The sequence below is a fragment of the Nonomuraea aridisoli genome, from assembly GCF_003236395.1.
Taxonomy (GTDB): domain Bacteria; phylum Actinomycetota; class Actinomycetes; order Streptosporangiales; family Streptosporangiaceae; genus Nonomuraea; species Nonomuraea aridisoli.
Genome location: NZ_POUD01000271.1, coordinates 1 through 12534 on the forward strand (window position 1 = coordinate 1; position 12534 = coordinate 12534).

At 70.6% G+C, this 12534-nt stretch carries 13 protein-coding genes; 10 read left to right on the top strand and 3 right to left on the bottom strand.

The annotated features are described in order from the left end of the window. Positions 1-31: 31 nt before the first annotated feature. On the bottom strand, positions 32-1345 hold the full coding sequence (gene aroA, locus C1J01_RS39325) for a 3-phosphoshikimate 1-carboxyvinyltransferase (protein ID WP_111184083.1): 1314 nt from the start codon (positions 1343-1345) through the stop codon (positions 32-34). Positions 1346-1684: 339 nt separating this feature from the next. On the opposite strand from aroA, the gene C1J01_RS39330 reads away from it, so the two are divergent. Together C1J01_RS39330 and C1J01_RS39335 are read left to right on the top strand one after the other, a co-directional pair. After that, positions 1685-2431: an SOS response-associated peptidase gene (locus tag C1J01_RS39330; RefSeq protein WP_111184064.1), complete on the top strand. Its 747-nt coding sequence runs from the start codon at positions 1685-1687 to the stop codon at positions 2429-2431. A 152-nt stretch (positions 2432-2583) separates the two neighbouring features. Then, complete coding sequence (locus C1J01_RS39335; protein ID WP_111184065.1) at positions 2584-2916, top strand: TraR/DksA family transcriptional regulator; 333 nt, start codon at positions 2584-2586, stop codon at positions 2914-2916. 1 nt (position 2917) lies between these two features. On the opposite strand, the gene C1J01_RS39340 is transcribed toward C1J01_RS39335, so the two are convergent. Then, entirely contained in the window at positions 2918-3658 is a 741-nt protein-coding gene (locus C1J01_RS39340) for a class I SAM-dependent methyltransferase (protein WP_111184067.1), read from the bottom strand. 237 nt (positions 3659-3895) lie between these two features. Here C1J01_RS39340 and C1J01_RS39345 point away from each other — a divergent pair, with 237 nt between their 5' ends. The 7 genes from C1J01_RS39345 to C1J01_RS39375 all read left to right on the top strand — a co-directional run bounded on the left by C1J01_RS39345 (position 3896) and on the right by C1J01_RS39375 (position 10327). Further along, positions 3896-4501 carry a sigma-70 family RNA polymerase sigma factor gene (locus tag C1J01_RS39345; RefSeq protein ID WP_111184069.1) on the top strand — a complete coding sequence of 202 codons (606 nt, stop codon included), beginning with the start codon at positions 3896-3898 and terminating at the stop codon, positions 4499-4501. Then, a complete protein-coding gene (rsrA, locus tag C1J01_RS39350) occupies positions 4498-4767 on the top strand; it encodes a mycothiol system anti-sigma-R factor (RefSeq protein ID WP_111184071.1) in 270 nt (89 codons plus the stop codon). The genes C1J01_RS39345 and rsrA overlap by 4 nt, the downstream gene beginning before the upstream one ends. Positions 4768-4777: 10 nt before the next feature. Further along, a complete protein-coding gene (locus tag C1J01_RS39355) occupies positions 4778-5719 on the top strand; it encodes an NAD-dependent epimerase/dehydratase family protein (protein WP_111184073.1) in 942 nt (313 codons plus the stop codon). 220 nt (positions 5720-5939) lie between these two features. Next, entirely contained in the window at positions 5940-7295 is a 1356-nt protein-coding gene (locus C1J01_RS39360) for an HD-GYP domain-containing protein (protein ID WP_111184074.1), read from the top strand. Continuing rightward, a complete protein-coding gene (locus tag C1J01_RS39365; RefSeq protein ID WP_111184076.1) occupies positions 7292-8584 on the top strand; it encodes an HD-GYP domain-containing protein in 1293 nt (430 codons plus the stop codon). Before C1J01_RS39360 ends, C1J01_RS39365 begins: the two co-directional genes overlap by 4 nt. A 132-nt stretch (positions 8585-8716) precedes the next feature. Next, positions 8717-10072, top strand: coding sequence for an acetyl-CoA carboxylase biotin carboxylase subunit (locus tag C1J01_RS39370; protein WP_235854959.1), 1356 nt, complete (start codon positions 8717-8719; stop codon positions 10070-10072). A 42-nt stretch (positions 10073-10114) separates the two neighbouring features. Further along, a complete protein-coding gene (locus C1J01_RS39375; protein ID WP_132621947.1) occupies positions 10115-10327 on the top strand; it encodes a biotin/lipoyl-binding carrier protein in 213 nt (70 codons plus the stop codon). On the opposite strand, the gene C1J01_RS39380 is transcribed toward C1J01_RS39375, so the two are convergent. Further along, the gene (locus C1J01_RS39380) at positions 10317-10697 is read right to left on the bottom strand and encodes a thioesterase family protein (protein ID WP_111184081.1); all 381 of its coding nucleotides are present in this window, start codon (positions 10695-10697) and stop codon (positions 10317-10319) included. The two genes, C1J01_RS39375 and C1J01_RS39380, sit on opposite strands and share 11 nt — an antisense overlap. Before the next feature lie 236 nt (positions 10698-10933). Between C1J01_RS39380 and C1J01_RS39385 the strand changes: the two genes are divergently transcribed. Continuing rightward, positions 10934-12534, top strand: a 1601-nt coding sequence (locus C1J01_RS39385) for a serine/threonine-protein kinase (RefSeq protein ID WP_111184085.1), incomplete at its 3' end; no start/stop codon positions are given.

A 12534-nucleotide genomic window follows, 5' to 3' on the forward strand; every position in this document is an offset into this window, starting at 1 on the left:
GTGGGGGTGAGTGGTGGGGCGGCGATGCTGGTCACTGGGCTTCCAGCATTGCTGTCCACATCTGGGCGAACTCGGGCAGGGTCTTGGCGGTGGTCGCGATGTTCTCCACCTCGACGCCTGGGACCCGCAGGCCGAGCACGGCGCCGGCGGTGGCCATGCGGTGGTCGTCGTAGCTGTGGAAGACGCCGCCGTGGAGTGCGCGGGGGCGGATCACCAGCCCGTCGTCGGTCTCCTCGCAGTCGCCGCCCAGCCGGTTGATCTCGGTGGCCAGGGCCGCCAGGCGGTCGGTCTCGTGGCCGCGCAGGTGGCTCACGCCGCGGATGCGGCTCGGCGTCGTGGCCAGCGCCGCGAGGGCCGCGATCGTCGGGGTCAGCTCGCCGACCTCGTGGAGGTCGGCGTCGAGGCCGCGGATCTCGCCCGTGCCGGTGACCGTCAGGTCGACGGTGCCGGAGTCGGCGGCCGGGCGGGTGACCGTGGCGCCCATGGTGGCGAGCAGGTCGCGCAGCGCGTCGCCCGCCTGGGTGGTGCGCACCGGCCAGGCGGGGATCGTCACCGTGCCGCCCGTCACGAGCGCCGCCGCCAGGAACGGGGCCGCGTTGGACAGATCAGGCTCGACCGTCATGTCTCTGGCCGCGATCGGGCCGGGCTCCACGCGCCACACGTCGCGCTCGCCGTCGTCGACCGTGACGCCCGCCGCCCTGAGCATCTCCACGGTCATCTCGATGTGGGGCTGCGAGGGCACGGGCGGGCCGACGTGGCGGATCGTGATGCCCTTCTCGAACCGCGCCGCGGTCAGCAGCAGCCCTGAGACGAACTGCGACGAGCCCGACGCGTCGAGCGTGACCTCGCCGCCGGTCAGGGGCCCGGTGATGGTGAACGGCAGCGCGTCGTTGTCGATCCGCGCGCCCAGCGAACGCAGCGCGTCGAGGATGGGGCCCATCGGGCGCTTGCGCGCGTGCGGGTCGCCGTCGAACGACACGGGGCCGTCGGCCAGGGCGGCCATCGGCGGCACGAACCGCATGACCGTGCCCGCGAGACCGGCGTCGATGCTCACGCCGCCGCGGATCGGGCCCGGCGTCACATGCCAGTCGACGCCTGCGGCGGTCTCGCCCGAGGCGACCAGGGTCGCGCCGAGGGCACGCAGCGCCGACACCATCAGATCGGCGTCGCGGCTGCGCAGCGCCTGCCGTACGACACCGGGGCCGTCGGCGAGGGCGGCGAGCAGCAGCGCGCGGTTGGTCACCGACTTGGAGCCGGGCAGCCAGACGGTGGCGGTCACCGGGCCGGTCGCCGTCGGCGCGGGCCAGAGCGGTGCGGACGGGGTGGCGGACGTGGTCGCGGGCATGGTCAAAGAGTACTGGCCGTGCCCGGACGCGGCGCGTTCCCCGGCCACCACCCTTCGATCACCGTCCGCAGGCTGTACCGGCCGACCTCCACGAGAAAACGTTCGGCGCACGCCCACCAGGCTTCGCCCACAACCCGCAGAAGCTACCGTTCGTCCACAGGGACGACCGTGCGGCCACTCGTTATCCACAGGCTGTGGCTTGACATGGGTGTGGCGCATGGTCTTCGCGTGGGCCTCCCCGCACGCCCGTCGCGCACACGAGCGAGCGCAACGGAACACATCCGTACCTGTGGGCGAGACGAACACGCGAGCGAAACCACCGCGTGGCAAGGTGGGGTCATGTGCGGTAGATACGCCTCGGCGCGCAAGAAGCACGAACTGCTCGAGGAATTCCAGGTCGAGCAGGACGGCGACCCCGAGAAGGAGCTCGGCGCCGACTACAACGTCGCCCCCACCAAGAACGTCTACGCCGTGCTCAGCCGCGTCCCCAAGGAGGCCGAGCGCGCGGTGCGGCAGCTCAGGATCGTCAAGTGGGGCCTGGTCCCCGCCTGGGCCAAGGACCCGTCGATCGGCTCGCGGCTGATCAACGCCAGGGCCGAGACGCTGGCCGAGAAGCCGTCGTTCCGCCAGGCGTTCGCCAAGCGCAGGTGTCTGCTGCCGGCGGACGGCTATTTCGAGTGGATGCCGGTCGAGGGTGACAAGAAGAAGAAACAGCCGTACTTCATCCATCCGTCCGACGCCGGGGTGATGGCCATGGCGGGTCTGTACGAGTTCTGGAAGGACCCCTCGCGCGACGACGACGACCCGCTCAAGTGGCTGGTGACCTGCACCGTCATCACCACCGACGCCGAGGACAACCTCGGCCGCATCCACGACAGGATGCCGATGATGATCGAGCGCGACCGCTGGGCGGACTGGCTCGACCCCAAGCTGACCGACACGGGTCAGGCCGCGCGGTTGCTGGCGCCTCCAGAAGCGGGACGGTTCACGGCTTATCCGATCTCCACCGACGTCAACAACGTCCGCAACAATGGCCCGGACCTCATCAAACCTCTACCGGAAGAGGAGGAAACCGCTCTTTTCTAAGGTGTAAGAAGTACAGGAGTTGGGCATCCGGTGAGGAAAGCGATGCGTCCCCTTTACCCGGGGTTCGTCGCTTGGAAATTCTCCCCAATTACCACCGGGCTGGACATCCGGGGAGTCCCAGCCGCGGCTCATTTACCCGGAGGTGCGGTGTCGTGGACGTCACGACCGCTCGTGAGCGGCTGGAAGTCATGCTCGCCGAGCTGGACCGGTCGATCGGCGTGCTGCGGGGCGACCCCGTCGCCGTACGCGACCGGTCGACGGCGGACGCCGGCTCCGACCTGACCGACGCCGACCGCGCCCAGGCCATGCTCACCGTGGCCACCACGCAGCGCCGCGCCGTGATCGAGGCGCTCAAGCGCATCGAGGAAGGCGTGTACGGCCAGTGCGTCGACTGCCGCAAGCCGGTGCCGGAAGGCCGCCTGGAGGCCCGCCCCGAGGCGGCCCGCTGCGTCCAGTGCCAGGGCAAACGCGAACGCCGCCGGTAGGTCAGCTCTTGCGGGCGCTGGCGACCAGGTGGATGCCGACGGTGTCGTCGTCGTTCGGCTGCGCCTCCAGCTCCGTGCGCACCAGGTAGTTGAGCGCCCGCGCGTCGGAGCCCAGCACGTGGTCGACCGTCGACGGCGACAACACCGTGCGCGGCCGCATCCACTCGACCTCCAGCCCGGCGCCCGCGAGCAGCTCGCGCAGTTGCCCGCTGCTGAAGCAGCGCGTGATGCTGCCGTCGGGCCACGGCACCAGCATGACCTCGCCCGTCTGCCGCAGGTGCTGCCACTGCCCCTGCTCGGCCAGGATCGCCATGCCGAGCACGAGGGAGTCGACGCACACGAGCGCCCGCCCGCCGGGCCGCAGCACGCGCGCCACGTCGTTCATGGCGGACTCGGCCATCAGCTCGATCGACATCGCCCGCTCCTCGCAGAGCACCGCGTCCACGCACCCGTCGGGCAGGAACGCCAGGTCGTCGGCGCGGATGTGGCGGACACGGCCGGCGTCGTGCAGCCGGGAGTGCGCGTCGAGGGTACGGCGGAAGTCGAGCACCTCGATCACCCGGTGACCCGCCTTGGCCGCCTGCCCCGACCACCGCCCGCGCCCGCCCGACAGGTCGAGGACCACGGAGGGTTCGGCGGGAAGCCAGCGGTTGAGTTGTTCGGCGGCGACGGCGCGGTAGAAGGTCCAGTACGGCCCGAGCGTCCCTGAGCCGTTCAGTTCCTCGGCCGGAATGGGCAGCACACGCGACTCCTGGGTTCCGGGTAAAGGGCTACCAGCCGGTACGTTATGACGTTCCCCGCACCGGGTCCTTCGTACCTTCTATCTTGCGGGAACAGACAAGGGCGCGGGCGTGTTGCGACGAGCATGCTCACATTGCTCAGCCGCCAACCCACTGACGGAGAGGTCGTGGGTCAGCGGGTATCCTCCCCTGAGTACGGTGGTGTACCGCTACAGCCGGCCACCGGTGATCTTAGGGGGGTGGGTCCGGTGCCCGCGACAGGCGCGGAGACGCTGGAGCAGCGAAGCGAGCGATTCGAGCGCGACGTCATGCCGTTTCTCGAGCAGCTCTACTCCGCTGCGCTCCGGATGACCCGAAATCCCGCGGACGCGGAAGACCTGCTACAGGAGACCTTCGCCAAGGCGTTCGCGTCGTTCCATCAGTTCCAGGAGGGCACCAACCTCAAGGCGTGGCTCTACCGGATCCTCACCAACACCTTCATCAACAGCTATCGCAAGAAGCAGCGGGAGCCGAAGCAGTCCGGCACCGAGGAGATCGAGGACTGGCAGCTGGCTCGCGCCGAGTCCCACACCTCGGCGGGTCTGAAGTCGGCTGAGGTGGAGGCGCTGGAGCACCTGCCCGACGGCGACATCAAGCAGGCGCTCGCGGCTCTGCCGGAGGAGTTCCGGATCGCGGTCTACCTGGCCGACGTCGAAGGCTTCCCCTACAAGGAGATCGCCGACATCATGGGCACGCCGATCGGCACCGTGATGTCGAGGCTGCACAGGGGACGCAGGCAGCTGCGGGGCCTCCTTGAGGACTACGCCCGCGAGCGTGGCCTCGTCCCGGCGGAGGGATCGAAATGAGCTGTGGCAAGCCACACGAAACCGACTGCGGCGAGGTGCTGGACAAGGTCTACGCTTATCTCGACGGTGAGCTCACCGAGAGCGACGTCGCCGAGATCCGCGTCCACCTGGACGAGTGCAGCCCCTGCCTGAAGGAATACGACCTGGACAAGGCGGTCAAGCACCTCGTGGCCAAACACTGCGGCTGCGATCCGGTGCCGGCCGACCTGCGTTCCAAGGTGCTCGCGCGCATCGCCGAAGTGAGATCGGAGCTCGCCGCCGACTAGGATTCTCGGCATGCGCGTGTTGGTCACCGGGGGTGCCGGGTTCATCGGGTCGAATCTCGTCGATCGTCTGCTCGCCGACGGACACGAGGTCGACGTGGTCGACGACCTGTCCTCCGGCGACGCCGACAACCTGTCGGGCGCCGTCGCCAGCGACCGCTTCCGTCTGCACGTGATGAACGTCCTCGATCCGGGGCTGCCCGCCCTGATGGCCGAGCGTCAGCCCGAGGTCGTCTGCCACCTCGCCGCCCAGATCAGCGTGCGCAAGAGCGTGGCGGACCCGGTGCACGACGCCCGGGTCAACGTCGAGGGCACCGCGTCCGTGCTCGTGGCCGCCCGTGAGGGCCGTGCCCGCAAGGTGGTGTTCGCCTCGTCGGTGGCCGTCTACGGCCGCCCGGCGACGATCCCGGTGCCGGGCGACGCCCCCACCGATCCCCGCTCGCCGTACGCCGCCTCCAAGCTGAGCGGCGAGACCTACCTCGCGGCGTTCCGCGCGCTGCACGGCATCGAATACACCACGCTCGTGCTCTCCAACGTCTACGGCCCGCGCCAGTCGCCGGAGGGCGAGGCCGGCGTGGTGTCGATCTTCACCGACGCCCTGCTCAACGGCACGCCCACGGTCGTCTACGGCGACGGCTCCCAGACCCGCGACTACATCTACGTCGACGACGTGGTCGACGGCTTCGTCCGGGCCTGCGGGCAGCTCGGCGACGGCCGCAGGTTCAACCTCGGCACCGGCATCCAGACCACCGACCGGCGGCTGCACTCCCTGATCGCCGACGCGGCGGGAGCCCCCGACAAGCCGGGCTTCGCGCCGCCGCGCCTGGGCGACCTGCCGGCGATGGCGGTCGACCCGGTGCCGGCTCACGAGGGGCTCGGCTGGCAGCCGCGCGTCGACCTCTCGACCGGCCTGAAGAACACCGTCGAGTGGACCGCGAGCCGTCGCCGCAAGTAGTGGCTTGATTACGCTTTGCTTGCGATTTCCGACTCGGCCCATCTGGCCACGTCGTCTTCTGTAGCGTGATTGCCAAAGTCGACGTGGAGGCATGTGGATGTTGAACTCAATGGTCGCCCGGTTGCTCACGGCCATCCTGGTGGTCGGCTCCGTGGTCATGATGTTCGGCCCGGTTCTTCCGCCGGGAGTGTCCTGGACCTGATCGCCGTGGAGGGCCGCAATGCGTGATCTGCCGTGGCCCGCAAGGGTCTATCTGGTCGCCGTGATCGGCGCGGTGGCCGCTCTCGTCGTACGCGGTGTGATCGTCTCCGGCGCGCCGGTGGCCCCGGAGGATCTCGACATCCTCCTGGTGCTCGCGCTGCTGTTCCTGGTGTGCGAGTCGATGCCGACGTTGCTCAACGTCGAGCAGTTCGCGATGTCGGTCAGCTTCTCGGCCTCGCTCGCCGCCGTGGTGCTGCTCGGCCCCGACGGCGCGGCGCTGGTGGGGCTGACCGCCGTGCTGAGCGTGCGGCCGGGGCTGCCGCTGATCAAGCGGCTGTTCAACGGCGCCCAGTTCGCCATCTGCGGCTACGCGGCGGGGTGGGTCTACGTCGCGCTCGACGGCCGGGTGGGGGTGCCGCAGGTCAACGCGTTCGACGATCTCATCGGCCCGTACGCGGCGGCCACGGCCGTCTTCGTGCCGCTCAACATCGCGCTGACCCTCACCATCGTGGCGCTGGCCACGCATGTGCGGTACGCCGAGGTGCCGATGCGGGGGTTCGGCCAGTTCCTGCTGTCCTACCTGGGCTACGGCACGTTCGGGCTGCTCGTGGCGGGGCTGTGGGCCACGGTGGCGTCGATCTCGGCGGTGCTGGTGCTGGTGCCGTTGTTCGTGGCGCGCTGGGCGTTCGGCCAGTATCACGCCCAGCAGCGCTCCTACGACGCCACCATCGCGGCGCTCTGCCAGGCCGTGGAGACGAAGGACTACTACACCAGGGGCCACTGCACGCGCGTCTCGCACGCCTCATCCATGATCGCCCAGGAGATCGGCATGGGTGTCGAACGCGTGCGCGCGATCCGCTACGCCGGCATGCTGCACGACGTCGGCAAGCTCGGCGTCCCGACCAAGGTGCTGCAGAAGGACGGCCCGCTCACCGAGGAGGAGTTCGCCGCGATCCAGCTCCATCCGATGCGCGGGCTGGAGATCGTGCGCGGCATCGGCTTCCTCGACGAGGCGTACGCCGGGATCATGCACCACCACGAGAAGCACGACGGCAGCGGCTACCCGATGGGCCTGGCCGGTGACGAGATCCCCGAGTTCGCGAAGGTGATCGCGGTGGCCGACGCGTTCGACTCGATGACCTCCGACCGCTCCTACCGTGGCGCGCGGCCGGTCGGCGAGGCCGTGGAGGAGCTGCGCAAGTGCGCCGGCAGGCATTTCGACCCGGTGGTGGTCGCGGCGTTCATCCGGGCTCTCGAACGCGAGCCGTGGCAGCCGCCGCGGCGCGTCGATCCGCCGCCGCCCGAGGTGGCCGCGACCGCGTTGAAGGACCACGACGACCCGACGATGCCCATCCAGGTCGTGACCGGGCCATGATCACGACGGAGCGGGTCAGGCGGGCCGAGCGGCCGTTCAACACGGTGCTGCGCCGGCTCGACTCGGGGCAGCTGCTGCTCATCTGCGCGGCCGGGCTGGTCGCGCTGGCGGGCGTGGCCCACACCGCCGCGGTGGGGCTCGACCGGCCGGAGATCGCGGTCGGGTTCGGCGCGCTCATCGCGGTCGGCGAGCTGGCCAGGCTCACCATGCCGGGCAACCGGGAGGTCGCGCCGATCGGCGCCGCCGCCGCGCTCGGCTACACGCTGCTGCTCGACCTCAGCCAGAACCCTTTGCGCCACTCCGCGCTGCAGGTCGTCGCCGTGATCGCCGTCGGCATGGCGGCGGGCGCGCTGCCGCATCTGGCGGTGGGCCGCCCGCCGCGCCTCGACGCGATGGCCAGGCGGCTGCTCACCGGCGCGCTGCTGGCGTTCGCGTTCCGGCCGCTGGCCGATCCGCTCTACCAGCTGACCAAGCCGCCGACCAGCACCTGGTGGCCGGCGCTCGCGGTCATGGTCACGCTCATCGCGGTCACGCTGCTGATCGACGTGCTGATCGCCGCGCTGCTGCGCGCCGAGCAGGTCCGCACGGCGTTCCGGGTGGCCGTGCGCGACGAGATCAACATGGCCTTCCCGCTGGGCGCCGCCGTGGCCTCGTCGGGCGTGCTACTCGCCCTGGCCACGCACAGCATGGACCTCGTGGCGCTGCTGGTCTTCGCCGCGCCTCTGCTGGTCACGCAGGTGGCCTTCCGGAAGTACGCCGGCATCCGGGCGACCTACCTGCAGACCGTACGCGCGCTGTCGCGGGTCACCGAGGTCGGCGGGTACGTCGAGCCGGGCCACTCGCGAAGGGTCAGCCGGTTGTCGGTGGCCGTCGGCCGTGAGCTCGGCATGGCCGAGCCCGAGCTGCTGGAGCTGGAGTACGCCGCCCTCATGCACGACATCGGCCAGCTGTCGTTGCGCGACCCGATCCCCGGGGGCGCCACGGTGCTGACCGAGCCGGAGCAGGCCCGCCGCATCGCCGAGCTGGGCGCCGAGGTGATCAAGCAGACAGGGGTGCTCGACCGGGTGGCCGAGATCGTCAGGCGGCAGTGCGACCCGATCACCGACGACCCGCCGCTGGCCAGCCGGATCATCAAGGTGGCCAACGCCTACGACGACCTGGTGGGCCCCTCGACCGACCGTGACCGCGGCGGCGCGGCCCTGGAACGCATCCGGTTGTCGTCGGGGGGCGCGTACGATCCTCATGCGATCGAGGCGCTCGGGCGGGTGATCGACCGCGGGCGCGTCTGAGCCCTACAGTCGGCGATACGTCTGCCGAGTTTCCCGCCGTTCACTTTTGTGGGGTTCCTACAGATCAGGCTCGCCGGATCGGTGCTTTCGGGGGAAAGGGGTCAAGGCGTCACCGGCCGTAAGGTGGTCGGCGTGCTTACTGAGACGCTCGGACCCGTTCTGATCGCCAATCGAGGGGAGATCGCGCGGCGGATCATCCGCACGGTCAAGCGGATGGGCCTGCGCGCCGTCGCGGTCCACTCCGAGGCCGACGCCGACCTGCCGTTCGTCCGCGAGGCCGACGAGGCGGTGCTGCTCGGCCCGGCCAGCCCGGCGCAGAGCTATCTCGACACCGCCAAGGTGCTGGAGGCCGCCCGCGCGACCGGCGCGAAGTCGGTCCACCCCGGCTACGGCTTCCTGTCGGAGAACGTCGCGTTCGCGCGGGCCGTGATGGACGCCGGGATGATCTGGATCGGGCCGTCGCCCGAGGCCATCGACAAGATGGGCGACAAGATCAACGCGCGCAACCTCATGGAGGCCGCCGGCGTGCCGGTGGCCGCGGGCACCCGCGAGCCGGTCACCGACCTGTCGCTGGCGCTGAAGGCGGCCGAGCAGATCGGCTACCCGGTCATGGTCAAGACCGCGGGCGGCGGCGGTGGCATCGGCATGAGCGTGGCCCACGACGACGAGGGCCTGGCCAAGGCGTACGAGCAGGCGGCCAGGGCGGCCTCCCGCTTCTCCGGCGACGCCCTCGACGGCCCCGCCGTGCTGCTCGAGCGCTACATCGAGCGGGCCCGCCACGTCGAGGTGCAGATCCTCGGCCTGCCCGACGGCAGGGTGCTGGCGCTGGGCGAGCGCGACTGCTCGGTGCAGCGCCGCCATCAGAAGGTCGTCGAGGAGTCCCCGTCGCCCGGCATCACGCCCGAGCTGCGCGAGCGCATGCTGGCCGCCGCGGTGCGGGCCGGCGAGGCAGTCGGCTATCTCGGCGCCGGCACGGTCGAGTGCCTGGTCGACGCCGACAAGCAGGACTTCGTCTTCCTGGAGATGAACACCCGGCTGCAGGTCGAGCACCCCGTCACCGAGCTGGTCACCGGGCTCGACCTGGTCGAGCTGCAGCTGCGCGTGGCCGCGGGCGAGAGCCCCGAGGTGGCGGCCGAGCCGCGCGGGCACGCGATCGAGTTCCGCGTCTACGCCGAGGACCCGAAGCGCTTCTTCCCCGGCCCCGGCGTGATCAAGGTCTGGGACGAGCCCACCGGCGACGGTGTCCGCGTCGACTCCGGTTACCACGCCGGCAACACCGTCACGCCGTTCTACGACCCGCTGATGGCCAAGCTCTGCGTCCACGGCTCCGACCGGGCCGAGGCTCTGGAGAAGGGGCGCAAGGCGGTCGCGGAGTTCGCCGTCGAGGGGCCCAAGAACAACCTGCCGTTCTGCGCAGAGCTGCTGGAGAACACCGAGTTCGTCACCGGCGACTACGACACCGGCCTGGTCGCCCGCATGCGCTCGTAGGCGGCATGAGAGTGTTGGTTCATTTCGAAGAGGGGAGTTCCGGTGGCTGAAGTACGCGCTGAGATGGTGGCGAACGTGTGGAAGGTCGTCGTCAGCGAGGGCGACACCGTCTCCGACGGCGACACGCTCGTCATCCTCGAGTCGATGAAGATGGAGATCCCGGTGATCGCCGAGGACGACGGCGTGGTGACGGCTCTCAAGGTCGCCGAGGGAGACGTGATCCAGGAGGGCGACCTGATCGCCGTCATCGAGTAACGCGGGCGACGAACGCGGCGCGGTCGACCACGACGCGTTCGATCGTGCCCTTGCCCACGACGGCGCGTTCGTCGTGGGCCTCGAACGCGAAGACGAGCCGCCGCCCGTTCACCTCGGTCAGCTCGACGCCCACTTGGACGCGGGCGCCGAGCGGGCTGGCGGCCATGTGCTCCAGCTCCACCCTGGTGCCGACGGAGGTCTGGTCCGGCGCGAGGTGCGGCCGCACCGCGCGTACGGTCGCCGCCTCGGCCAGCGCGAGCAGCCGCGGCGTGGCGAGCACGGGCACGTCTCCGCTGCCCACCGTCTTGGCGGTGTCGTCCATCTCGACCACGGTCACCGACTGGGCGCGCAGCCCCGGAACGAGCGTCATGGAATGAGCCTACTCAGCCGTGGATTGACTTCCGGGAAACGCGGACAAGTGCGGGTGCAAGGCCCCAGGATAGGCTTTGTACGGCTTGAGGCATTTTTAGTGGCATGTGAGACAGGTGAGTCGTACACTCTCTGAGTTCCGTGACCACTGTGTTACCTCACCGCGACACAACTCCGCTTTGTTGGAGATCCGCGCGGCGGCAGAGGTTACAGAGGTAGGGGGGTAGCGGGGGAATCATGGTGGCCCAAGGGACGACGCTGGCGGGGCGGTATCGACTGGACACCCGCATCGGCGCCGGTGGCATGGGCGAGGTGTGGCGCGGTGAGGACATCGTCCTGGCGCGCACCGTCGCCGTCAAGGTGCTGCTCCCTGGCCGCATGCAGGACCCCGGGTTCGTCGCCCGCTTCCAGGGGGAGGCGCGGGCGATGGCGACGATCAACCACTCCGGCGTGGTCGACGTCTACGACTACGGCGTCAGCGGCGACACCGTCTACCTGGTGATGAAGTTCGTCGACGGCGAGCCGCTCGACCGCCTGCTGGGCCGGCTGGGCCGCATCCCGCCGCAGGCTGCCATGGAGCTCATCGCCCAGGCAGCCTCCGCCCTGCAGGCCGTGCACGACCAGGGCATCGTGCACCGCGACGTCAAGCCGGGCAACCTGCTCGTCCAGCGCGACGGCACGCTCGTGCTGACCGACTTCGGCATCGCCCGCTCCGACCTGGCCAACCGCCTCACCGACGCCGGCATGGTCCTCGGCACCGCCGCCTACTGCGCCCCCGAGCAGGCCGAGGGCGCGCCCGTCACGCCCGCGGTCGACATCTACGCGCTCGGCGTGGTCGCGTACGAATGCCTGATGGGGCAGCGGCCGTTCGACGGCGACAGCCCCGTCACGATCGCGCTCAAGCACATCCGCGAGGCCCCGCCGCCGCTGCCGCAGGAGATCCCGCAGGCGGTGCGCACGCTGGTCGACATCGCCCTGTCGAAGGACCCGGCCCGGCGTTACCCGAGCGCGCGGGCGATGAGCGAGGCGGCCCGCGCGATCGCCTCCGGGCAGGTCCCCGCCGCGCCCGAGCCGCCGCCCATGCCCGTGGCGCCCTCCACCGGCGCGACCATGCCGCCGCCGCCCGAGGCGTACCAGCACCAGGGCACCCAGCACGTCCCGAGCCCCTACGAGACCGGCGTGCGGATGGCCCAGCAGGACACCACGCTGTCCGAGCGGCGCGTGAGCCGGCGCGCGGCGAAGGGATCGCGCAGGACCGGGCTCATCGCGGGCATCGCGGCGGCCGTCGTGCTCGGCGCGGGGGCGACCGCGGTCGCCCTCACCGGCATGACCACCGGCGGCGAGCCGGCGCCCACGGCCAGCGCGCAAAAGGTGGCCGAGGAGGAGCCCACCACCAAGCCTCCCAAGGCGACCGTGACCAGGACCACCAAGCCACCCGAGCCGACCAGAACGCCGGACGAGGAGGCCGTCCCGGAGACCAGGCCCACGAAGACCGAAGAGCCCGTCAAGCCGACGAAGACCCCCACCAGCACGCCCACCACGAGCCCCTCGCCGACCGTGTCGCCGTCGAAGACCCCGACGAATTCGCCGACTCCGACGGTCAAGAAGGTCGCCGTGCCCAAGGTGGTCGGCATGTCGTTCTACGCGGGCAAGGACCTGGTGGAGAAGGTCGGTCTGGAGTACAAGCTCCAGGACCAGACGTCCACCACCAACGGCACGCGCTGCGGCAGGATCGAGAAGACCTCGCCGGCCGGGGGGACCCTGCTGGATCCGGGCAAGACGGTCGTGCTGGTCGTCGTGGACGGCGTCTGCCCCGAGGACTCGCCGCCGCCCAGCCC

Bases quoted from the DNA above. Each gene is read 5' to 3' on its own strand.
- aroA (WP_111184083.1), bottom strand. From the start codon at position 1,345: ATGCCCGCGACCACGTCCGCCACCCCGTCCGCACCGCTCTGGCCCGCG.
- C1J01_RS39330 (WP_111184064.1), top strand. From the start codon at position 1,685: ATGTGCGGTAGATACGCCTCGGCGCGCAAGAAGCACGAACTGCTCGAG.
- rsrA (WP_111184071.1), top strand. From the start codon at position 4,498: ATGAGCTGTGGCAAGCCACACGAAACCGACTGCGGCGAGGTGCTGGAC.
- C1J01_RS39355 (WP_111184073.1), top strand. From the start codon at position 4,778: ATGCGCGTGTTGGTCACCGGGGGTGCCGGGTTCATCGGGTCGAATCTC.
- C1J01_RS39360 (WP_111184074.1), top strand. From the start codon at position 5,940: ATGCGTGATCTGCCGTGGCCCGCAAGGGTCTATCTGGTCGCCGTGATC.
- C1J01_RS39365 (WP_111184076.1), top strand. From the start codon at position 7,292: ATGATCACGACGGAGCGGGTCAGGCGGGCCGAGCGGCCGTTCAACACG.
- C1J01_RS39380 (WP_111184081.1), bottom strand. From the start codon at position 10,697: ATGACGCTCGTTCCGGGGCTGCGCGCCCAGTCGGTGACCGTGGTCGAG.